The organism is Solitalea koreensis (assembly GCF_900182575.1).
GTDB classification, from domain to species: domain Bacteria; phylum Bacteroidota; class Bacteroidia; order Sphingobacteriales; family Sphingobacteriaceae; genus Solitalea; species Solitalea koreensis.
Genome location: NZ_FXSZ01000001.1, coordinates 134,877 through 158,264 on the forward strand (window position 1 = coordinate 134,877; position 23,388 = coordinate 158,264).

General features: G+C 38.0%; 15 protein-coding genes. 7 read left to right on the top strand and 8 right to left on the bottom strand.

Annotated features, from left to right (window positions below; all coding sequences use genetic code 11):
* Positions 1 to 5 precede the first annotated feature (5 nt).
* The 3 genes from FN756_RS00605 to FN756_RS00615 all read right to left on the bottom strand — a co-directional run bounded on the left by FN756_RS00605 (position 6) and on the right by FN756_RS00615 (position 6,371).
* Positions 6 to 1,484: a RagB/SusD family nutrient uptake outer membrane protein gene (locus FN756_RS00605; protein ID WP_142600583.1), complete on the bottom strand. Its 1,479-nt coding sequence runs from the start codon at positions 1,482 to 1,484 to the stop codon at positions 6 to 8.
* 6 nt (positions 1,485 to 1,490) lie between these two features.
* Entirely contained in the window at positions 1,491 to 4,910 is a 3,420-nt protein-coding gene (locus FN756_RS00610) for a SusC/RagA family TonB-linked outer membrane protein (protein WP_185955140.1), read from the bottom strand.
* Between the two features lie 279 nt (positions 4,911 to 5,189).
* On the bottom strand, positions 5,190 to 6,371 hold the full coding sequence (locus FN756_RS00615) for a FecR family protein (RefSeq protein ID WP_142600586.1): 1,182 nt from the start codon (positions 6,369 to 6,371) through the stop codon (positions 5,190 to 5,192).
* Between the two features lie 222 nt (positions 6,372 to 6,593).
* On the opposite strand from FN756_RS00615, the gene FN756_RS00620 reads away from it, so the two are divergent.
* Complete coding sequence (locus tag FN756_RS00620; RefSeq protein ID WP_142600588.1) at positions 6,594 to 7,196, top strand: RNA polymerase sigma factor; 603 nt, start codon at positions 6,594 to 6,596, stop codon at positions 7,194 to 7,196.
* Between the two features lie 88 nt (positions 7,197 to 7,284).
* Here the strand turns inward: FN756_RS00620 and FN756_RS00625 are convergent, their stop codons facing one another.
* The 3 genes from FN756_RS00625 to FN756_RS00635 form a co-directional block, all read right to left on the bottom strand.
* Positions 7,285 to 7,581, bottom strand: coding sequence for a hypothetical protein (locus FN756_RS00625; protein WP_142600590.1), 297 nt, complete (start codon positions 7,579 to 7,581; stop codon positions 7,285 to 7,287).
* A 59-nt stretch (positions 7,582 to 7,640) separates the two neighbouring features.
* Positions 7,641 to 8,228 carry a TMEM175 family protein gene (locus FN756_RS00630; protein WP_142600591.1) on the bottom strand — a complete coding sequence of 196 codons (588 nt, stop codon included), beginning with the start codon at positions 8,226 to 8,228 and terminating at the stop codon, positions 7,641 to 7,643.
* Positions 8,229 to 8,452: 224 nt separating this feature from the next.
* Positions 8,453 to 8,839 (bottom strand): hypothetical protein, encoded by a 387-nt coding sequence (locus tag FN756_RS00635; protein ID WP_142600593.1) that lies wholly within the window; start codon positions 8,837 to 8,839, stop codon positions 8,453 to 8,455.
* Between the two features lie 74 nt (positions 8,840 to 8,913).
* On the opposite strand from FN756_RS00635, the gene murI reads away from it, so the two are divergent.
* The 4 genes from murI (at position 8,914) to FN756_RS00655 (ending at position 16,416) form a co-directional block, all read left to right on the top strand.
* A complete protein-coding gene (gene murI, locus FN756_RS00640) occupies positions 8,914 to 9,738 on the top strand; it encodes a glutamate racemase (RefSeq protein ID WP_142600594.1) in 825 nt (274 codons plus the stop codon).
* Between the two features lie 239 nt (positions 9,739 to 9,977).
* On the top strand, positions 9,978 to 11,075 hold the full coding sequence (locus FN756_RS00645; RefSeq protein ID WP_317131192.1) for a mandelate racemase/muconate lactonizing enzyme family protein: 1,098 nt from the start codon (positions 9,978 to 9,980) through the stop codon (positions 11,073 to 11,075).
* Positions 11,076 to 11,195: 120 nt separating this feature from the next.
* Positions 11,196 to 13,298 (top strand): M1 family metallopeptidase, encoded by a 2,103-nt coding sequence (locus tag FN756_RS00650; protein ID WP_142600596.1) that lies wholly within the window; start codon positions 11,196 to 11,198, stop codon positions 13,296 to 13,298.
* 190 nt (positions 13,299 to 13,488) lie between these two features.
* Complete coding sequence (locus FN756_RS00655) at positions 13,489 to 16,416, top strand: FAD-binding and (Fe-S)-binding domain-containing protein (RefSeq protein WP_142600598.1); 2,928 nt, start codon at positions 13,489 to 13,491, stop codon at positions 16,414 to 16,416.
* A 541-nt stretch (positions 16,417 to 16,957) separates the two neighbouring features.
* On the opposite strand, the gene FN756_RS00660 is transcribed toward FN756_RS00655, so the two are convergent.
* Positions 16,958 to 18,043, bottom strand: coding sequence for an alkaline phosphatase family protein (locus FN756_RS00660; RefSeq protein ID WP_142600600.1), 1,086 nt, complete (start codon positions 18,041 to 18,043; stop codon positions 16,958 to 16,960).
* Positions 18,044 to 18,150: 107 nt separating this feature from the next.
* Here FN756_RS00660 and FN756_RS00665 point away from each other — a divergent pair, with 107 nt between their 5' ends.
* Positions 18,151 to 19,332 (top strand): galactokinase, encoded by a 1,182-nt coding sequence (locus FN756_RS00665; protein ID WP_142600601.1) that lies wholly within the window; start codon positions 18,151 to 18,153, stop codon positions 19,330 to 19,332.
* A gap of 92 nt (positions 19,333 to 19,424) precedes the next feature.
* Here the strand turns inward: FN756_RS00665 and leuS are convergent, their stop codons facing one another.
* Positions 19,425 to 22,199, bottom strand: coding sequence for a leucine--tRNA ligase (leuS, locus tag FN756_RS00670; protein ID WP_142600603.1), 2,775 nt, complete (start codon positions 22,197 to 22,199; stop codon positions 19,425 to 19,427).
* Positions 22,200 to 22,508: 309 nt separating this feature from the next.
* On the opposite strand from leuS, the gene FN756_RS00675 reads away from it, so the two are divergent.
* A complete protein-coding gene (locus FN756_RS00675) occupies positions 22,509 to 23,387 on the top strand; it encodes a cell division protein FtsX (protein WP_142600605.1) in 879 nt (292 codons plus the stop codon).
* The last annotated feature ends 1 nt before the right edge of the window (position 23,388 follow it).

The following is a 23,388-nucleotide window of genomic DNA, read 5'->3' on the forward strand; positions in this document are numbered from 1 at the left end:
ACCAATTACCTGGCACCCATTTCTAGTTCTCTCTCTGGCATTGGCAACACATAAATACTGTTATCCATCACTCTTGAGGTACCTGTTATGACTGTTTTCCCTAGTCTTTTATAGTAATAAAAAAGCTGTCCCTCACTTACAAACTCTTTCCTGTACTCCTTCTCAATTTCAACATCAACACCATCCTTTGTAAGGCTTGGAGACAGGTCGTAGGTACTTTGTATTGCTCTGTTTCTTCTTACGGTATTGAGGTATCCAACAGCAGTGGTTTGATCACCTTTTTCATTATATGCTTCGGCCAGTATATAATACATTTCAGGTAATTTTATTATCGGCATTCTATCTTTAAAGGTTGACCCATCAACATAATTGAACTTCATAAGCAAATAATCAGATGATGATACTTTATTGTATAATTCTTTATACCGATAATCAGATTGTGACATCTGTGGCTTGCTTGCAATCTCATACAGATTATCAGCAACTACCCCATTTTGGTTTAACCTACTGTAGTTTATATTAATTCCATCAGCAGCAAACCGCTGAATAAATGGACGAACTACGTCATAAAGATTTGGGACGCCTAAAGAAAATATATGCTCCGTAGAAAATGTATAATCTTTATTCACCGGGTTTGGATCATTAATATTACCTGAATGGAAAGCGACTTGATGACGCGATGCTTTTGCAACAACTTCCTTAGCGGCCAAAATTGCATTATCATAGTCTCCAATCCACAAATACAACCTAGCCTGTGTTGCTTTAACCGCGTAATAGTTAAAGCGCATCTGCCTGTTATTATAAAACAAATCTGTATTGGGGATCGGCAATTTATTCACACCGACACTAACAGAATCATACGGTGCAAGTAGTTCTGCAGCCTTATTGAGGTCATTTTTCAAGGAGTCTATATAAGCTGAAACCGAAACCTGAGCCGTAATGTGTTTGGTGTACTTTGTCACATAGGGTAATGTTTGTTTAGATAAACTGCCTGGATCTTTTATAAGATTTCCATAGCCGAACAGTCTGAAAAGATCGAAGTGTAAAAAAGCGCGTAACCCAAGACTCTCTCCTTTAATAAAGGCGTAGTTTGCAGGGTTTAAAGTCGCCTTTTTAGCATCAATATTTTCAATAATGTTGTTTAGATTGGAGATCCCGTTGTAATTGACTGCCCAGATATCATCCTTTTTGGTAACTACAGCCTGAGCACCATATTGATACGTTGAAGCCAAATAATAAGGATGAGTAGTTCCTGGCATATAATATTGCTGAGCTAAAGCATCAACAAACCCGATCGTACTTTCAAATCCATACGTCTTTGGAGAGGTCATTAGAAGATAGCTTCCAACCAAAGCATCTTTAAATCCCTGCTCAGATTCGAATAATACATTCGATGCAATTTCCGATTTAGGAGGAATGTTTAACCATTCATTGCAGGAAGTAAAAAGGAGTACAATTGAGGCAATAATAAATATCTTTTTCATAACTAGTTACAATTGAATTTGAAGCGAGAAGGAACATTTTCTTGCAAATGGATAAGATAAACCTCTTTCAATCCCGACTGAAGACAATAGAAAAACGTCATTCATATAGAAATTACAACGAACGCGCTCTACCCCCAATTTCCCAATGAAAGCACTTTTGTAGAAATCATAAGAAAGGTTCAGCGAAGAAAGGCTAAATTCACTTCTGGCCATCACAAACCGATCGCTAGGTTGCGTTCTAAGAAATTGACGAGTCCATGATCCGTCCGGATTTTGAACTTCTACTGAGCCAAGGGATTTAAATGGCTTAACATCACCCGGTTTTTGCCAGGTACTGTTTAAAACCCTTTTATCAACGTTATAACTCATATTAACGTTTTCCACCCTATCAACAAGCGTTTGATTATAAATCTGACCTCCCGTTAAATACCTGAAATATAGGTTAACCCCAAAGCCCTTATATCCGCCGTTGATGCCAAAAGTCCCACTGACAGCAGGCATTTTATCGCCTACTACAACCATATCTGCTCCTGAGTAAGTGTACGTTTTATTTCCATTTCTATCGATGTAAATCTCCTTTCCGTTGGCAGGATCAATTCCCAACGAGCGAACAGCCCAAATAGCATCCATTGACATACCATCATAATATTTAACAACGGGTTTATTGTTGTAAACATCGTTTGCCCTTTTTTCCTGTTCTTCGTTAAACGTTTTTAATGCATCAGATATGGATAGTATTTTGTTTTTGTTATGAATCGCTGACGCCGTGAAAGAAAGAAATGTCTTATTCTTTGGATTTGAGTATACATTATAGGTAAGCATAGCTTCAACACCGATATTCCTGATCTTCCCAAGGTTTTCTTTTACATTGGAAAAACCTGTTGAGGGCGGAAGCGAATAATCAATTAGCGTATTTTGCGTAATGCTCTGGTAATAATCCAGACGAGTGCTAAACTTTTTCAGGAAGCTTGCATCCAGACCGACATTATAATCCATTTTTTGCTGCCATTTAAGATCGTCGTTCGCCAAGCCCATTAAATATGCACCCAAATAACCTTGATATATTTTATCCAAGTAATACTTATAAGTAGCAATAGATTGATATGAACTAAAATTCTGAGAACCGGTAGATCCTATTGAACTCCGTAATTTTAGCCGGTCAAAAACATTCAACTTTTTAATAAATTCCTCATTATGCATATTCCAGCCAAGTCCGGTGCTCCAGAAATTCCCCCAACGGTTATTAGACCCAAACTGAGAAGATGCACTTGTTCTATACGAAACATCCGCTAAAAACCGCGAATCATACATGTAACTGAACACCGACAAAAGACCGACATCTCTTGTTGTGCCTTCACTACCAGTCGGGCGATTGTTATAGCGGCTATATTGATTAGCAAACAATATATCGGTCATCCTGTCATTGGGAAAACCTTCGGTTTGAAAAGTGACATTTTCATAACTCTTTTCACTCATATTCGCTCCTACATTGGCAAAAACCGAATGCTTCTCAATAGTTTTTGAATAACTAACATTAAAGTCACCGCTTAATCCCTTGTTGTCTCCTTCCATCCTTGAATATGAACCTTTCCTAAAAAAATCAGCTTGAGAAAAGTTTGCAAATTTCAGGTGATTGGCCGGATAGAACTGGTCAGCCTGACTGGAGGTTTTGGTTAGTCCTACTCTCAAAGTAGACTTTAATCCATCTGAAATAAAGAACTCAGTATATAAATTATTGGTAACATCTGTATAGTTATTGGTGAGTTTAGTACTAAGTGTTGAATTATACAGCGGATTGGGAGCATAAAAGTTACCAATACTCGCAGATCCCGCATAAGGAATTATTCCGGTCTCTGCATTCTGCTTCATATTTCCAAACTCATCATATGGAGTTGTGTACGGGTTCATAGTCGAGTATTCTGAAAAAGAACCGTATGGAGAATCATTACTTTTATTCCCGGTAATTGTTAAAATGTTGCTAAACAAAAACTTTTTGTAACGATATGACGTCGAGATTGAACTTGAAAGGGTATTTCTTGATGACCCTTTCATTACACCTGATATTTGATTGTATGAGAAATCGCCAATCACTTTTAAGTTGGTTTCACCCAGTTCAAACGAGATCGCGTGTTTTTGCCCGACTCCATTTCGCAATGGCTTGGATAACCAATCTGTATTAACCCCGGAAAGAACAGCTTCCAGTCTCCGATTGTATTGCTGATCAAGGGTTAATTGAGTTTGATAATTGGGATTACCAACAGTCGTTTGCGAATACATGCCATATATGCGTTCGGCTTCCAATTTTTCTGCCGAGTTCATCAGGTTATAACTGCTCAGGTCAGGGGCTTCAATATCTGTACTTGCGGAATAGGATATGCCCACTTGTCCACCGGTCCTTTTTTTCGTTTCAATAACGATAACCCCATTCGCCGCTTTTGAACCATACAATGCTTTTGCCGATGCATCTTTTAAAATGGTCACAGATTCAATCCTGTTCATATCCAAATCGATAACCTTCACAAGACTGGTTTCAAAACCATCCAGTATAAAAAGTGGCTGATTTGGATCATTTAAAGAAGCTGCATTTAAATCAATACTTTGGTTAACCGGAAAAGATGAGGTACCCCGCAAACGTATTTCAGGCAATTTATTCGGATCAGAGCCAAGCTCCAAGTTGTCAAAAACCATCAAACTTGGCTCCAGCGTCTTTAAACTTTGAATGATATTCTTTCCGCTTACTTTGAGTAGTTCTTCTTTTCCAATGGTAGTAGCCGATCCTGTAAAACTTTCATTGGGCCTTTTAAATACACCCATAGAAACCACTGTTACGGCATCCAGCTCGAACGATTTCAATTCCAGGATAATGTTAAAGGGTTTGTGCTGACTGGCCGGCACTTCTTTGGTTTTAAACCCCAGGTAAGAAAAAACCAATATCGCTTTTTCGTCTATCCCCTTAAATTCAAATTCTCCCAGATTATTAGTTTTAGTAATCTTATTGGTGTTTTTAACGGTTACAGAAACATCAATCAAAGGCTTTCCTTTTTCATCCGTGACCTTACCTTTAACATCAATATCCTTTGTAGGATTAAATGCAGTGACGGCCTTTTTAACGATAACCGTTTTCTCTTCTAAGGTATAAACCAATGACCGATCAGCAAAGCAATAATCAAGAACATCTTTAAGATCAACCTGATTCACATTAATACTAATGGGTTTAGTTGCTTTTATCAGATCAGAATCGTAGAAAAAATCATATCCGGTTTGTTTTCTGATCTCTTTTAATACCTTTTCAAGCGGTGCGTTCTTTTCATTTAAGGTTACCAGTTGTTCACTTGTTCCAAGTAAAGTTACCAGTTGCCCTCTTGCGCCAAGAGAAACCTGTAAAAACATGGTGACTAAAATAAATGCAGTCAGTTTAACTCGCATAAGCAGCTTTCGTCTATTAGTTTGCCTAACATGGCTAAGAACCGATTCTATAACCAATAGGCATTTTATGATGTAGCCGCGAAGACTACATCCAAATTTGTAAAAATTCATACATTTGAATCGTTTAAGTTAATGATCGTAAATAGTTGTTTAGTCGCATCTTTTGACGCATTAGTCTGAACGTTGTCGGGGGTGTTGGCGCATCCCTGACTTTTTTTAAAATGACTACTATTAAGGAAAACCTTTCTCTATCATTTTTCAGTTTATTTAGTTTGTAAACTACTTAGTTTTCATTACGGTTATTTTTCGTCCTTGTACTTTAAAGCTCACCTGACCTGTTGACTCCATAATCTTTAATACTGCGGAAATATTCTTTCCTCTTGATACAATCCCTCCAAAATGCATTTTCTTGTCAGGTTTTTCATCGTATAACACGTCTACATTATACCATCTTGAAATTTTGCGCATAATAGATTCCAGATCGTCGCTATCAAAAACAAAATCTCCACTTTTCCAGGCTATTTCGTTCTCTACATCCACATTTTTCACTTGTATATCGTTGCTAAACACGGCTTGCTGATTAGGCTGAAGTACGACTTGTTGATCATTTCCTGAAACCCTTACACTACCTTCAAGTAAAGTAGTTTTGATATTGGCTTCATCACTATAAGCATTAATATTAAAATGTGTACCCAGTACCTCTACTTCCTGACCATTTGTCTTTACCACAAAAGGGTGCGTTTTATCCTTAGCTACCTCAAAATAGGCCTCGCCGGTAAGTTCAACTTTACGCAGTTTAAGAGAAGTGAAACTTACCGGATATTTAAGAGAGGAAGCTGCATTTAGAGTCACAGTGGTTCCATCAGGCAAACGAACCTGATAGGTTTCACCCCGAGCCGTAGAGAGGGTATTTATTTTGTTTGAAGCAGTCTCTATATCTTTGATCTCATACGTGATCTGGCCATCATCAGTTTTAGCGATGCTTACGCCAGCATCACTTGTAAGCTTGCCATTTATAGCACCCGACAAAATGATTTTTTTACCATTGGACAATATTAATGTTGCAGTGTTTTTACCGGGGGCAATTTCATTTGCATAGATGGGGGTCTGTTCAAAGGTTTGTTTCAGGTTACTTAAATAAAGGTAACCTCCAACGGAGATGGTTAAAGCAATGACTGCAGCCACAGCAACACGTGTCCATAGTCTTATTGCGCGAACATTTGATTTGGCCTTTTGCTTAATATATGATTCTACATTTGTATAGATCAAATCCAAACGTTGATCCACATCAGGTAAATTCGAATCAAGTATTTCCTTTCGGCTTAACTCTGCTAATATGAGCTGCTTTAAAGCAGAATCATCTTCTGAAATTTTGAAGTATTTCAGCAGCAACATGATCTCCTGCTCTGAGCAACGATCTTCCAGGTATTTACTAAATAAAGTATATATTGATTGTTCCATTTTCTAACAATTGATAGCTAATACACTGCTAAGCAAAAAAACAATGACTCCAATTGTAAAAAAATCAACAACTACCCAACAATCACTTAATAATCAGGCGAATAAATCCAACCTAAGTAATTCCATTTTTAGCTATCCTTTGAAACGCTGTAACGAGTTGGAGATTTGTAAACAATCCGATTTTTTATATATTGCCACCTCACCTAACCATATAAAAAGGATTTGAAAATTCTGGAAGACGACCTACAGAAGCAATTGCTTACAAGGCTGAAACAGGGCGATGAATCTGCTTTTAATGCCTTGTATAAAGCGTATAGCAAGCCGCTGTATCTACGTATTTTAAGAATGGTGAAGAATGCGGAAGATGCCGATGAATTGTTACAAGAACTTTTCATTAAACTCTGGGATAACAGGAGATCAATTGATTTAGAAAAATCTTTTCAATCCTACATGTATACCATTGCCCAAAACCTTGTTTATAACTATTTCCGCAAGATAGCGAATGACCAAACACTGATAAAATCCTTGTTGGCGAATGCTACGGATTATTACCTGAATGCACAAGACCTGCTTGAAAACAAGGAAATCTCTATATTGTTGCAGCGAGCCATTGATCAGCTAACTCCACAACGAAAACAAGCATTCCAACTCTGCAAAATTGAGGGAAAAAGCTATGAAGAAACTGCAGCATTAATGGGTATTTCTACTGCTACTGTAAATAGTCATATGACCAAATCATTCCAGTCTATAAAAGATTATCTACTTGAGCATCAAAATGTTTACACTTTACTATTTATAGCTTATATGGTAGCTGGGATAGGATAGTTTTACAGATTGGAGATAATTGTTATTACATAAAGTACTTGCCTAAAAATATCATTTCCAGGCTATTTTTTAGTTAAAAGCCAAATCATCAAGGTTCTTTTATATAGAAAATGTCAAAGGCAATACCATTGGCCATTTCTTCCACTTCTTTTGCATCAATCACAAAAACTGCTTTACGCTGTTCAAAGGGAATGGTAGCGGCATGATCAAGTGTTGCATCAAAATCTTCTTTGGAAGGATACAAATAATATAGGCTCTCTTCGCCTAAATCATTAATAGGATCGTCGGAAGGAAATTGAGTCATAATAATTTTCTTATATCCCGCAGCTTTCCATCTGGAAAGCACTTCCGAATTGAATTGCATTAAATCATCCTCGTTCATCATTTCTTTATAGCGTTGATCTGTTCCAATTTACCAAGAATTTTAAAATGCAGCTTCATAAATTAGTCGATTTTGTTTTTGAGCACTCGTTCAATGCGGCGGTCAGGGACCAGCCAAATCAAGGCTACTAATACGTACAGTGCCCCCGACATCAAAGGACTGATGAAAGCAAAGAAGATTCCAATCAAATAGATAAGCAGCGACATTTTCCCTTTAATATCTTTACCGATGGCTTCAGAAAGCAAAGAGTTCTGATCATGTTGTTTCATCAACAGCAATTGCAATATAGTATAAGCAACGGCCGCCATCAAAAGTATTATACCGTACAAAGCCATTGTTGTCGGAGCAAAATGACTTTCGCCCATCCAACGGGTAGCAAAAGGCACCAACGACAACCAAAAAAGTAAATGCAGATTGGCCCATAAGATACTTCCGCTCATCACCTTTTCTATGGTATTTAGTAAGTGATGATGGTTGTTCCAATAAATACCGATATAAATAAAACTTAAAAGATAACTTAGAAATACCGGATAAAGCGATACTAAGGCATTGAAATCATGACTGAGCGGAACCTTAATTTCCAATACCATAATGGTAATGATAATGGCCAATACGCCGTCGCTAAATGCTTCCAGTCGTCCTTTTCTCATAAACCCAAATCTATTATTACATATGTAGTGATGTTTTACCCTTGTGTCTTTTATCTTGTTACAAAGTCGCCATATCAAATTAAACATCATGAGGACCCGGCTCTCGACGTTCAAAATTGAAAGGGGCCAATGGCACGGATGCTGCCTGAGCTGCATATCCTTTTGTTTTGTATCATAGATCATTACTTAGAAAAACGTAATTATCCGAGCAACAGCAATCCAATTTATTTGTTTACGAAATAGTACTTAATGATCACTTTTTTTAGTTCACGCTCGAGAATCATTTCCGTAAACCGTTCAGCTTTTGCAATGGACTCATCCATAGCAAATACCTGTTTTGCAGCTTGTTCAGGAATATCAATACGGTACAGTAAAATGAAAAATTTATCAGAATGTTTTTCAATTAACTCTTGTATGACCGGCAACAGCCTGCTTTTTAAATCATCATAAATGGCAGGCGGTAAATTGGACAAATCAGGCTGAATGCCAACCTCATTAAAATCTTTTTGAAGCTGCATAATCAAACCTTCTAAAAGTTTTTTCTGTTTTTTAGCAAGCTCCATATTGAGCAATTGTTTATTCAGATCGTCCATGATTCTAAATTTACACATATATTTTCCATAATTTATTTTCCCTTTTTCCACTTAGTACTTTTTTATCATCTTTGCCCCCATACTCAAAACTTATGCAACAAGGGGCTATTGGTGTTTTTGATTCTGGATACGGAGGATTAACAGTTCTGAAAGAGTTTGTTAAGCAATTACCTGAATACGATTACTTGTATTTAGGAGATAACGCACGCACTCCTTATGGAACCCGTTCATTTGAAACCGTACACCAATACACATTGGAATGCGTAAAGCATTTGTTTGACAGTGGGTGCAGACTGGTTATTTTAGCCTGTAACACGGCTTCTGCAAAAGCATTGAGGAGCATTCAACAGCAGGATCTTCCAACTATTGATCCTTCACGCAGAGTATTGGGGGTAATTCGCCCGACGGCCGAGATTGTTGGCAATTTTACAAAAACCGGTAAAGTTGGCATTCTGGGAACTGCCGGAACGGTGGCTTCGCAATCCTATCCAATAGAAATTGAAAAGTTTTATCCGGAAATCAACGTTTTTCAAGAAGCCTGCCCGATGTGGGTCCCACTAGTGGAGAACAATGAATTTGATAGCTCCGGAGCCGACTACTTTGTCCAAAAACACATTGATCAGTTAATGGCCCAATCAGCTGATATTGATACCGTGGTTTTGGGCTGCACTCATTATCCCTTGCTTATTAATAAAATCAAGCAGTTTTTGCCTTCAGCTGTTACTGTTTTATCACAAGGCGAAATTGTAGCGCAAGGTTTAATGGATTACTTGCAACGTCATCCGGAAGTGGAAACATTGTGCAGCAAAAATGGTAATCGCCGTTTCTTAACCACCGATTCAACCGAAGTGTTCGATCAACATGCAAGCATCTTTTTTGGAGAACCAGTTAAATCAGAGCATTTGGCTTTACAATAAGAGGACCGGTTTGTTCAACGTTTTTTTGAAGTGGCATACGCCCCTTATGGATAACCTGGATTAAAGGCTTATGTCCACGCCTCTTTATCATCCATTATAATTGCTATCAATTTATAGACCAGATAGGGCATTCGAATTGGTTAACACACGATTCTTTTCTTTCTTGAAAATTGCTACGGCTTTCCTTTTTTTCCTGAACTGCAATCATTAATTTAAACGTTCACAGAACAACCATTTTAATGGAAATCAAAATCACAGAAATAGAAATTTACAAATTTGGCATAGCCATGCCGCCATTTGTGATCTCTTCAGGCGTAATAGAAAAAGCACAAAATACCTTAATTAAAATCTACACCAATCAAAATATTTATGGATTGGGTGAATGTTCGGCCTTTGTGATGCTAGTTGGAGAGACACAAAACAGCGATTTTGAGCTGGCTAAAGATTTTGCCCGTATTTGGAAAGGTAAAAATCCATTGGAAATCGAGCGGCGCATGCTTGAATTAAACACGTACGCAGTTCACAACCCAACGATTAAAAGTGCTTTTGATATGGCCTTGCATGATATCGCTGCAAAGTATGCTCAAATGCCTCTTTATCAGTTTTTAGGAGGGCGAAAGAAAACTATTGAAACAGACCATACCATCGGCATTGATACCCCTGATATCATGGCCGCGCAAGCAGTTTTATTGAAATCAATGAAAGCGAATATCATTAAAATAAAACTAGGAAGAGGTAAAGACGATGTATATCGGGTAAAAGCAGTGCGTGAAGCTATTGGGAGTTCGCCTACACTTCGGGTCGATGCCAATCAGGGTTGGGATTTCAGAACGGCTTTGTATGTTTTAGATCGTATTGCTGAATATGACATACAATTATGTGAAGAGCCCGTAAAATATTGGAATAACATCGATTTAAAAAGAATTACCGATCGCTCACCTATACCCATCTCGGCTGATGAATCGGTTAAAGATCATCACGATGCACAGCGGTTGGCAGCGATGAAAGCTTGCGATTATTTCAATATAAAACTTGCCAAAAGCGGAGGCATGCGTACGGCTATAAAAATCAACGGCATTGCAGAGGCTGCCGGAATGAAGTGCATGCTGGGAGGCATGTGTGAATCACGCATTGCACTATCGGCAAACGCTCATTTTGCAATGTCACTTGAAAACATTCAATTCTACGATCTGGATACAGCTTTACTATTAAAAGAAGATCCCTGCATTGGAGGCGCACAATACAACAACTATTTAATCGATGTTCCTGACACACCTGGCATTGGAGCTGATGTAGACGAAGCCTTTTTGAAAACCTGTGAGCGAGTGGGCATTTAACAAAAACAACTTGGGGAATTCGAGCTATTGAATTGAATACTAAAATCCTATAGAGCTTCATTTTTTTGCTGTAGATTTAAGTATGTTTAAAAATATATTCTAAATCACTATTTAAATCTTATGAAGAAAATGGTCTTATTGACGGGGTTGCTTACTGCACACCTGACTCTTTTTGCTGAGCACAGATTAGCGCCGGCAGATTCGAATATTGTACTGAAACATTATTTTGCTTCCTATACCAAAAAAATGAATCTCATTGATACTAAGCTTGATCTTAGTTTTAATTGGGACAGCGCCTTTGTGTATGGAAAAGCTACACTGCAGCTAAAGCCTTATTTTTATGCTACCGACAGTTTGGTTCTTAATGCCAATAGCTTTAAGATAAACAAAGTGACACTATTGAACGGCAAATCAACTGATTTAAAGTATAGTTATGATGGAAGTTTATTAAAAATAGCGCTCGATAAAATTTACTCAAAAAACCAGGTATTTAATGTTTATATTGAATACACGGCTATGCCTTATAAAGCAAAGCTTAAAAATGAAAGTATCGTGGCTACGCATGGCGTGTATTTCACCAACCATGATCCTTCCAATAAAGATCTTCCAAAACAAATTTGGTCACAAGGTGAAACGGAAGGAAATTCATTTTGGTTCCCTACCATTAATGGACCTCAAACCAAAATGACTCAACAAATTACGCTTACCGTCGACAAACAATACACTACTCTTTCAAACGGGTTGATGATTAGTTCAAAAGAAAATGCCAATGGCACTCGTACTGATGTTTGGAAACAAGATAAACCAAGTAGTACTTATCTTACCATGATTGCTGTTGGCGATTTTAAAGTAGTTAAAGACAAATGGCGTAATAAAGAAGTAAGTTACTATGTAAATCCAAAACTTGAACCTTTTGTAAAAGAAAACTTTGGTCAAACTCCACAAATGATCGATTTCTTCTCAAAAATTTTAAAAACCGATTACCCCTGGGATAAGTACTCACAAGTTGTTGCCTACGGTTATTTAGGAGGAGCGATGGAAAACACCTCTGCAACACTGCACGGAGTTGAAGTAATGGCTCTTAATCATGACAAAAACTCATTATTGCAAGCAGAAAGCGTTGTTGCCCATGAATTGTTTCACCAATGGTTTGGCGATCTGGTAACTTGTGAATCATGGCCAAATATTCCCTTAAATGAATCATTTGCGACCTACGGAGCCTATCTGTGGCTAGCCCACAACCACGGTAGGGAGGCGGCAGATTATGATTTATTAAAAGGATTAAGCAATTATTATAATAACCCGCATTTTACAGATCTTACTCCTATTCGTTTTAGTTTAAATGATCCGGACGAAATGTTCGATCCGGTTTCATATCCTAAAGGCGGCGCAATTTTACACATGTTGCGAAACTATGTTGGAGATGAGGCTTTCTTTGAGTCATTGCATCGTTATTTAGAGCAAAACAAATTTAAAACGGCTGAAATTCATAACCTGCGTTTAGCTTTTGAAGAAGTTACAGGTGAAGATTTAAACTGGTTCTTTAATCAATGGTTCTTACAGCCAGGTCATCCGGTTTTAAACGTGGATTATAAATATGACGAAACTGCTAAAAAATTAAAGGTTTCGATCAAACAAAATCAGGACTTAAGCAAGTATCCGCTTTATCGCTTGCCTATCGTGCTTGACATTTACACTAGTGGTAAAATCGAACAACGCAGTATTGAACTTACCAATCAATCACAAAGCTTCGTTGTTAATTTTCCTCAGAAACCGGATTTGGTCAATATTAATCCAGACCATTTGTTTGTGGCTAAAATATCGGATAATAAAACGCCCGAACAATGGGTAGAGTTATTTAAGCGTTCGGCATTAATGAATGATAAATTAACTGCTATAAAAAACCTATCTGAGCTAAAAGACAATGCTATGGCGCAACAGTTCATGCTGGCTCAATTGAACGAAAAAGATTGGATGGTACGTTCTTTCGTTATTTCAGCACTTAATAAAAACTCCGTGAATTTAATTCATGATAATTTATATAAACGTTTGACTGAAATGGCCAAAACTGATGAAGTAGGCATCAACAAAATCATTGCCTTAGTGCGAATAAATCAACTATTCCCTGAACAAAACAATAAAGCTTTATTCACTGAACTTGCTAATGATAAAGACGAGCAGGTAAAAACTGTAGCTGCTAATCTATTAAAAAGTTTGAATTAAGAATCGCTTCCCCTAACCCAAAACTGCTTTTGAGCACTCATTTGCAGTTTTGGGCTACTTTTTACCAAAGAACACTCCAACTGACCCAGTCCATAGCTACTGAAATATTCTCTCAGGAGTTGAGGCAATTATGCATCATAGCTAGTAATTTTACAGATTAATTCCACATTGGCGACAGACACAAATTAACATGAGCGAGCTGCTTAAAAAATTTTCAAAAGAACTAGAAGGCGAAATCCATTACGATACATTTAACCGTATTCTTTACGCAACCGATGCCTCTATGTACCGGGAAATGCCTCAGGCGGTTGTCTATCCTAAAAACAATAATGATCTCAAAAAAGTAGTAAAATTTGCTCAGAAACATAACCTAGGAATAATCCCCAGAGCTGCAGGAACGTCATTGGCCGGACAAGTTGTTGGAAATGGAATCGTGGTAGAAGTAGCCAAACATTTTACCCAACTGCTCGAAGTAAATGAAAAGGAACGTTGGTGCCGCGTTCAACCCGGGATTATTCGTGATGACCTCAATCTTCAACTAAAAAAACACGGGCTATTATTTGGCCCGGAAACATCCACTGCTAACCGCGCAATGATTGGCGGCATGATTGGTAATAATTCCTGTGGATTACATTCTATTATTTGGGGTAGCACGCGTGATCACCTCATTTCATGCAAAGTAATTTTGAGTGATGGTTCTGAAACTGAATTCAAAGAACTCACACCTGAAGAATTCAAGCAAAAACTGACCTTAAAGAATCTGGAAGGAAATATCTACCGAAAAATTTACGAGGAACTTTCAGTTGCCGATACTCAAGAAGAGATTCAAAATGAATTTCCCAAACCTCATATTCCGCGCAGAAACAATGGATATGCAATTGATTTGTTATTACGTTCCAATATTTTCACACCAAGCGGACCCAACTTTAACATGTGCAAGCTTATTGCAGGTTCAGAAGGAACATTGTGTTTGATTACCGAAGCTAAACTCCGGCTCGAACCCTTGCCGCCCAAAGTAATTGGTTGCGTGGCCATGCATTTTAATGATATAATTGAATCGTTAAAAGCCAATGTGATTGCCGTGAACTATAAACCGGGAGCTTCTGAGCTTATAGATGATTACACGGTAAAACTTGCCCGAACGAACCCAACCGCCAGCCAAAACAGTCAGTGGATTATCGGTGACCCTAAATCCGTAATCATTGTTGAATTTGCTCGCAACAGCAAAGAAGAGATAGAAGAAGTGGCGAATAGTATGGTTGCAGAAATTAAATCTGCAGGCTTAGGCTACGCTTTTCCTATTTTTTACAATGACGACACTAAACCGCTTTGGGACTTACGCAAAGCAGTTTTAGGCTTAATGTACTCAGGAGCAAGTGATGTAAAACCGGTAAATTTAGTTGAAGATTGTTCTGTAGATGTGATTGATCTTCCGGAGTTCTACGATCAGCACCAACAACTTATTAAAGCCAAAGGTGTAGAGCTTACCACTTCGGCACATTGCGGAACCGGTGAGTTACATACCTTACCTTTTATCAATTTAAAGTCAGAGCATGGCATAAAACTACTTCGCGAAATTTTGGAAGAAACCGTGGTTCTTGTAAAAAAATACAATGGATCACTTTCGGGCGAACACGGAGACGGACGTTTACGGGCTGAATTCATTCGAAAAATGGTTGGCGAGAAAAACTATGAACTCTGCCGGCAACTAAAATATACATGGGACCCCAAAAATATCTTCAATCCCAATAAAATAGTGGACACGCCACCCATGGATGTGGATCTTCGGTATACTCCCGGACAAGAAACGCCTCTGCTTCCTACTTATTTTAACTGGGACAAACAAGGCGGTGTAATTCGTGCTACTGAACTTTGTAACGGAACAGCAGAGTGCAAAAAATCAGGTGCTACCGGCGGAATCATGTGCCCGAGTTACATGGCCACCCTGAATGAAAAAGACACTACACGAGCGCGTGCTAATGTTTTGAGAGAATTCTTAACCCATTCCCGCAAGACAAACCGTTTTGATCAGAATGAGATTTACGAGGTGATGGATCTATGTTTGAGTTGTAAAGGTTGTAAGAGTGAATGCCCATCGAGTGTTGACGTGGCGAAATTAAAGGCCGAATTCCTACAGCATTATTACGATGCAAACGGAGCTCCTTTACGTTCAAAACTCATCGCCAATTTTACCAAAAGCATGACCGTCGCATCGAATTTTCCGCGCTTGTTCAATTTCTTTGTAACGAATAATTTCACCTCTGGTATTTTCAAAAAACTAACAGGTTTTGCTCCTAAACGCTCCATCCCTACTCTCTATAAAACAACATTAAAACGTTGGTACAAACACAATAATCAAATGCTCAACCCTGCCGACCAAAACTATAAAGGATCGGTGTATTTGTTTTGTGATGAGTTTACTAATTTGAATGATGTGGAGATCGGCATAACGACTATTAAATTATTGAACCGACTGGGATATAACGTATTAATGACTGATCACCCTGAAAGTGGAAGAACCCAATTATCAAAAGGTTTTGTAAAACAAGCCATACCGCTCGCAAAAGCTAATGTTGAAATTTTCAGTAAACTCATTAACGAACGAATCCCATTAATTGCCATTGAACCTTCAATTGTTACTTGTTTTAAAGATGATTATGTGGATTTAGTGGGAGCTGAATGGGCTCTTGCTGCCGCACAATTAGCTAAAAACAGCTTAATGTTTGAAGAATTTATAGCTGATGAAATTGAAAAAGGAAAAATAACCTCAGATCAGTTTACGCAAGAAAAACGAACTGTTAAATTACATATTCATTGTCATCAGAAATCGTTGTCATCACCAATTCCTTTGATTCAAACACTATCATTGCCACGCAACTACATAGTTATGAATTTACCAACAAGTTGCTGTGGCATGGCAGGATCATTTGGCTATGAAGCTGAACATTACGAAGTTTCACAAACATTAGGAGAAATGGTGCTATTTCCTGCAGTACGAAATTCCTCAGAAGGAACAATAATAGCCGCATCAGGAACTTCCTGCCGCCATCAAATTAAAGATGGCACTGGAGTTCGGGCAAAACATACTGCCGAAATTCTGTACGATGCTTTGATATAAAAGCTAGAAATATTTGTAATAAGTAAGCCCGAAACAGATTCAATGCTTTCGGGCTTCTTTTTTTGCAGTACAACTACAATTCTGTTGCATAATTCGTTCAGTGATGTTTTTTACAGACAATGTTCATTAATAACAACCTGTATAGTACTGAGAATCCAAAAAATAATAAACTGAAAATCTGGATATTAAAAAGAAGACTAATCATCAATTGATTTTTACTAAAGCAACAAGGCAATTGGAATACCTTTTGAGCATTTTAGGATACAACAAAACCATCCTATTATGAAAATCAAACATTTACAACAAACCTCCCCTCATTACCAGGAAACAGTTAAATCAAATCCTCCATCCTATTTCCGGAGGACTTTTGATTACTTTAAATGCTTGTCCCGACGCAACCATATTAAGTATGGCCCAAGTGCTGCAATCGTTTATTACGACTCCGGAATATCCGACTAATCGATACTTTTTTCATTTCTGTCATAGTTAATTTAAACTGCTTGGAAAACATGTTTTCAAGCAGTTTTTTATATCTAGACTATTAATGAATTTCTTTTATAGCTTCAGCAACCGGATGGTTAGCCTTAAAATCTAATCCTATTAATGATGCAATTGTTTGAGCAAATTGTTTTTGATAAAGCTGCAAATCCTGCTGTACTTCTCCTTTCGCTGCAAGGCCCGGAGCCATTATTGCAAACCATATTTCATGCGCATCTGCAACTGACTGACCATGACTTGTCCATTCTTCTTTTTTCTGATTACCTCTTCCATGATCTACTGTAATCAGTAAAGCTGTTTTATCTTTATACTGAGACTGACTCTGGACGTATTCCCATAACTTTTGAAGCCAGGCATCAACCTGATGTGCAGCATTCAGGTAATCTCTATATTGACCCGCATGAGCCCACTCATCTGTTTCTCCATAAGCGATATATAAAACTTTAGGCTTTTTTATTTTTAATTGCTCAAAAGCTGCATAATTCGTAAATACATCCAAACACTCCGCTTCACCCCAGGGCTTATATGAATCTTCGAGCATGCTATTCACAAGCTGTTCATTAGCAGTAGGATTAGACCCTCCACATTTATCAAAAGCAGCTACTACAGGGAAGCCGGCTCGGGGTTCATTTAAAATTCTGTCAAAGGCATTCCAAGCACCGAATGCAGCAACCTTTCCTTTAAATTGAGGCTGATGGTTGATAAACTCCAATACATTCTCATGGGGATTATTAGGATAGCTGTTTGTATTAATCTTTTCATCAACAAATCCGCAAAAAATTTCACTGTAGCCTGGATAAGAAAACCAATATGGGTTTGCATTATCAACTTTACAACCATAATCACGGTTACCGAAAATCTGCCCTTGTTTTCCGATAGTTCCCCATAAGAATGGAAGTAATTTTGCCCTTCTTTCCTCTAGGTTTTCACTCCAGTATTTTTCATAGAGGTAAGCACTATCTCTCTGATTAAATTTTTTATTATTTGCAATCTCAGGATCCATTCCCTTAAATACATCTTGCCAACGTAACCCATCGGTAGTTACAATAATGATATTTTCAATTTTGCTTTGCGCCTTTACTCCCAAGGACATTGCCAGAATGCAGAAAAGAAGTAGGTTTTTTTTCATGATAATTTATTGAAACACTTATAAAATGATTTTTTTTATCCGGTAAATGTTCGCATTTTGTTAGGCTAACTTAATAATTCGAAACTAATTTATCATACAGCAACAACATGAATCTTGTCAACGAATTTGTAAACGTTTATGGCTCTGCTCCCCAGTATTCCTTTTTTTGTCCTGGAAGAGTAAATCTCATTGGAGAACATATTGATTATAATGGAGGGCTTGTAATGCCTTGCGCTATTGCCCTCGGAACTCATCTACTGATCACTCCTAATGATGAAAATATTTTTCGATTCAAAAGTTTAAATTTTGAAGAAGCAATTGAAATTCCGGTAGCCCCTGAATATGAAAAAACTGGAAAAGCTTGGTACAATTATCCGCTTGGTGTCATCGATTTATTTACAAGGGCTGGTAAGAAACTCAGCGGATTGAACATGCTATTCGTTGGAAACGTACCCATTGGTTCAGGGCTCTCCTCTTCTGCAGCCATTGAAGTGGCAACTGCTTTTGCCTTAAATACTATTTTTGATATTGGTTATGACAAACTCGACTTAGTAAAATATGCGCAGCAGGTAGAGAACAAGTTTATTGGAGTAAACTGCGGCATTATGGATCAGTTTGCAGTAGCTTTTGGCGAAAAAGATAGCGCTTTGGTACTGAACTGTGACACGTTAGCATACGAGGCTGTTCCTTGTGGTTTAGATGATTATGTGCTTGCTATTATCAACACCAACAAGCAGCGCACGCTTGCTGATTCAAAATACAACGAACGTTTTGCTGAATGCAGATCTGCCTTGAAAAATCTGCAAACCAGACTACCCATACAACACCTTTGTGATCTAAATGCTAATGATCTTGAGCACAATTTGGATCTTATTGAAAACTTCACTATTGCCAAAAGAGCAAAGCATGTTGTAAACGAGAATGAGCGCGTACATGCAGCCGTAAAAGCGTTGAGCGATGGTCAGCTTGAGGCATTCGGAGAGCTAATGTATGCGTCACATGATTCACTTAGAAACTTATACGAGGTTACCGGAAAAGAACTCGATTGTGTTATTGATTTTTGTAAAACCCAACCTCATGTAGTAGGAGCTCGAATGACGGGTGCCGGTTTTGGAGGCTGCGCTATTGCCCTGGTAAAAAAGGCTCATTTCGATGATTTTGAAAAGAAATTAACCTGGCATTATACAGATATGATTGGCTATGCTCCTTCTGTTTATATGAGCGAAATAGGAAATGGAGTATACCAGCTCAATTATTCTAATACAACTGAACAGGAATGTATCAGATAGTTTTAAAGAAAGGTTTAACAGAGCCGGGACAAGGTCCCGTGCTCTGTTAAACCTTTCTTAATTCTTGTATCTTGATTTTAAAATTCTCTTTCTTAGATCACCACATTCACGATTCGGCCTTTAACCACAATCACTTTTTTAGGAGATTTCCCATCAAGGTGTTTTTGCACATCGGCACTTTCTAAAACAACCTTCTCAACTTCAGCAGGCTCAAGTGTCAACGATAAATTCAGCTTCATTCTTACTTTTCCGTTAATAGAAACCGGATATTCAAATGAATCTTCGACCAAATACTCTGGTTTGAAAACAGGATAACTTGCTTTTAATAAGCTACCCTTTTCGTTGCCTAACAATGACCAAAGCTCTTCTGTAATATGTGGCGCATATGGAGACAGCGTGATAACCAAATCCTGTAAAATTGCACGCTTGTTACATTTTAAAGCAGTTAATTCATTTACGCAGATCATGAAGCTTGACACCGAGGTATTGAAAGAAAAACGCTCCACATCTTCCTGAACTTTTTGAATGATTTTATGCAAACTCTTCAGTTCTGCCTTTTCTGGGGTGACATCCGAAACGTTAAAATTGCCTTTCTCATCAAAAAACAAGTTCCAAAACTTACGAAGGAAATTGGAAACGCCCGAAATACCATTGGTATTCCACGGTTTTGATTGCTCTAACGGACCAAGGAACATTTCGTACATACGCAATGTATCGGCACCGTACTGTTCAATGATATCGTCAGGATTTACCACGTTGTATTTCGACTTCGACATTTTTTCGACTTCATGCCCGCAGTGGTATTTTCCATCTTCAAGAATGAATTCCGCATCGGCATATTCAGGCAGGAACTTTCTGAACTTATCGATATCTAAAATATCATTTTGAACAATGTTCACATCCACGTGCAAAACCTGAATGCCATACTGGCTTTTCAATCCATACGATACAAATTGATTTGTCCCAATAACACGGTATACAAAATTCGATCGTCCTTGAATATGACCTTGATTAATGAGTTTTTTGAACGGTTCTTCTTCGTTCACATAACCCATATCTTTCAAAAACTTATTCCAGAAGCGAGAGTATAACAAGTGACCGGTAGCATGCTCCGAACCACCAATGTATAAATCCACATCGTTCCAATAGTCAATCGCCTCACGAGAAGCAAATTCATTATCATTACGAGCATCCATGTAACGGTACCAGTACCAGCTTGATCCCGCCCAACCCGGCATGGTGCTTAATTCATATTCAAATTCGCCGTGGTATTTCCAACCCTCAGCGCGAGCCAAAGGAGGTTCACCTGATTCAGTAGGCAAGTATTTATCCACATCAGGAAGCAACAAAGGCAATTCTTTTTCTTCAATCAATTGTGGCAATCCGTTGTTAAAGTAAACCGGAACCGGCTCGCCCCAATAACGCTGACGGGCAAAAATTGAATCACGCAAACGGAAATTGATTTTGGCCTTTCCTGCACTCAACTCTTCTAATTTGGCAACTAACACAGGTAAAGCATCTTTGTAGGTTAATCCGTTAATAAAGTCAGAGTTTACATAATGACCTTCCTTAGTTGGATCAGCTTCAGCTTCAAGATTATTTTGAGTATCGAGAATCTGGATGATTGGCAAATCGAAATGTTTCGCAAAACGATAATCACGCTCATCACCGGAAGGAACAGCCATAACCGCTCCCGTTCCGTAGCCAGCTAATACATAATCAGCAATCCAAACAGGAACTTTTTCGCCATTCATTGGATTAATCGCGTAAGCCCCTGTGAAAGCGCCCGAAACGGTTTTCACATCCGTCATACGATCACGCTCCGATTTCGCTTTGGTTTTAACCTGATAAGCATCTATTTCTGCTTTTTGACCATCCGTAGTAATCTTTGCTACCAATTCATGCTCAGGAGCTAACACCAGGAAAGTTGCGCCGAAAATGGTATCCAAACGTGTGGTGAAGACCTCTATTTCAGAATCAGAATCTGCTTCAAGCTTGAATTTAACCGATGCTCCTTCTGACCTTCCGATCCAGTTACGTTGCATTTCTTTAACCGGTTCAGGCCAATCGATGGTATCTAACCCTTTCAACAAACGATCAGCATAAGCGGTAATACGCATGCTCCATTGTAACATTTTCTTTTGCTCAACCGGGAAACCTCCACGCTCTGAAAAACCATCTTTTACCTCATCATTGGCAAGTACAGTTCCCAATTGAGGGCACCAGTTCACAACGGCTTCTGACAAATACGTTAAACGGTATTTCAACAATTCCTTTTGCTGTTTCTCAGAGCTCATGGCGGTCCATTCATCTGCGCTGAAGCTTTTAGTTTCTTCGTCGCAAACAGCATTGATTCCTTGACTACCAGAAGTTTTAAATCTAGAGATCAACGTATCGATGGATTCGGCTTTATCGGTATCGTTATTATACCAGGCATTGAAAAGCTGCATAAAGATCCACTGTGTCCATTTGTAAAAATCAGGATCACAGGTGCGCACCTGACGGCTCCAATCGAAAGCAAAGCCAATGTTATCTAATTGTTCGCGGTAACGTTTTGTATTTTGATCAGTAGTAATAGCCGGATGCTGGCCAGTTTGAATGGCGTATTGTTCTGCAGGCAAACCAAAGGCATCGTAGCCCATCGGATGCAATACATTAAAACCTTTCAAACGTTTATAACGAGTAAAAATATCTGAAGCAATATAACCCAATGGGTGGCCCACATGCAATCCTACTCCTGAAGGGTAAGGAAACATATCAAGCACATAATATTTGGGCTTATTTTTATCAATAGCAACTTCGTTGGTTCCGTTTTCGGCCCAGAATTTTTGCCATTTCTTTTCTATCTCATTAAACTTGTAATCCATCGTTTGTATGTTAAAATGCTGATTTAGCAGTTCGATTTAAGATTTAATAGTTAAACTTATAATTCAGAATGCGAAAATAGGATTTTGTTTACCCTTAATAAAAAAACATCGAAATTTCGATGTGTTAATAAAATGGCACCATCCATTATTACTTAGTTCAACCGGTTTATTTCAAACATACAACACTACTGAAATTTTCATAAATTGAACACCGCTTATTTTTTTCATTATATAGAAAGACTTTTAATTTTTTATTTACGTTTAACACGTAGGTTTCCTATTTTCGCAACATCTAGTAAAGAAGTGTATATGCAGGAATTTGAAGAAAGTAACGTATCACGAAAAACCAAACGTGTTTATTTCACTACGGTGATCAGTATTGCATTGGTATTGACACTCCTGGGACTTGTGGGGCTAATTGTGCTTCACACAAAGAACCTTTCTGATTATGTAAAAGAAAACATCGTTTTTAATATCATAGTTGATGAAAGTGCTAAAGAGATTGATATTCTGCAATTGCAGAAAGAGATTGATAAAATTCCTGCTGTAAAATCAACCGTTTATATAAGCAAAGAAATTGCAGCGCAAAGTTTAACCAAAGACCTTGGTGAAGACTTCGTGAAATTTTTAGGATACAACCCTCTTCTTGCTTCCATAGATGTATATCTCAAAGCCGAGTATGCCGATAATGCCAACATTGATAAGATCATTAATCAATTAAAGCTCCAACCTCTGGTTAAAGAAGTGGTTTACCAACCTTCATTGGTTGATAGCATTAATAAAAATATCAAAACCATAAGCCTGATCATATTGGGATTTGGGGCCTTGTTGCTATTTATTGCATTGGCGTTAATTAATAATACTATTCGCCTGACCATTTATTCGCAGCGTTTTTTGATTAAGAGTATGCAATTGATTGGAGCTACCAAAAGCTTTATTCGCTGGCCTTTTGTTTTAATGGCTGTTCTGCATGGCTTATTAGCCGGACTATTAGCTATTTTCTTGTTAAGCGCATTAATCTATTTTGCTCAGCAAGAAATCCCCGAATTAGTTATTTTACAAAAATACGTTGAGTTTGGGACCTTGTTTGCCGGTTTAATTTTAATTGGCATTTTTATTTCATTAATTAGTACTTATTTAGCTGTCACCAAGTACCTACGTTTAAAAGTCGACGCATTATACATTTAAT

Coding starts and splice junctions, on each gene's coding strand:
- FN756_RS00605 (WP_142600583.1), bottom strand. CDS start 1,484: ATGAAAAAGATATTTATTATTGCCTCAATTGTACTCCTTTTTACTTCC.
- FN756_RS00610 (WP_185955140.1), bottom strand. CDS start 4,910: ATGCGAGTTAAACTGACTGCATTTATTTTAGTCACCATGTTTTTACAG.
- FN756_RS00615 (WP_142600586.1), bottom strand. CDS start 6,371: ATGGAACAATCAATATATACTTTATTTAGTAAATACCTGGAAGATCGT.
- FN756_RS00625 (WP_142600590.1), bottom strand. CDS start 7,581: ATGATGAACGAGGATGATTTAATGCAATTCAATTCGGAAGTGCTTTCC.
- FN756_RS00630 (WP_142600591.1), bottom strand. CDS start 8,228: ATGAGAAAAGGACGACTGGAAGCATTTAGCGACGGCGTATTGGCCATT.
- FN756_RS00635 (WP_142600593.1), bottom strand. CDS start 8,839: ATGTGTAAATTTAGAATCATGGACGATCTGAATAAACAATTGCTCAAT.
- murI (WP_142600594.1), top strand. CDS start 8,914: ATGCAACAAGGGGCTATTGGTGTTTTTGATTCTGGATACGGAGGATTA.
- FN756_RS00645 (WP_317131192.1), top strand. CDS start 9,978: ATGGAAATCAAAATCACAGAAATAGAAATTTACAAATTTGGCATAGCC.
- FN756_RS00650 (WP_142600596.1), top strand. CDS start 11,196: ATGAAGAAAATGGTCTTATTGACGGGGTTGCTTACTGCACACCTGACT.
- FN756_RS00655 (WP_142600598.1), top strand. CDS start 13,489: ATGAGCGAGCTGCTTAAAAAATTTTCAAAAGAACTAGAAGGCGAAATC.
- FN756_RS00660 (WP_142600600.1), bottom strand. CDS start 18,043: ATGAAAAAAAACCTACTTCTTTTCTGCATTCTGGCAATGTCCTTGGGA.
- FN756_RS00665 (WP_142600601.1), top strand. CDS start 18,151: ATGAATCTTGTCAACGAATTTGTAAACGTTTATGGCTCTGCTCCCCAG.
- leuS (WP_142600603.1), bottom strand. CDS start 22,199: ATGGATTACAAGTTTAATGAGATAGAAAAGAAATGGCAAAAATTCTGG.
- FN756_RS00675 (WP_142600605.1), top strand. CDS start 22,509: ATGCAGGAATTTGAAGAAAGTAACGTATCACGAAAAACCAAACGTGTT.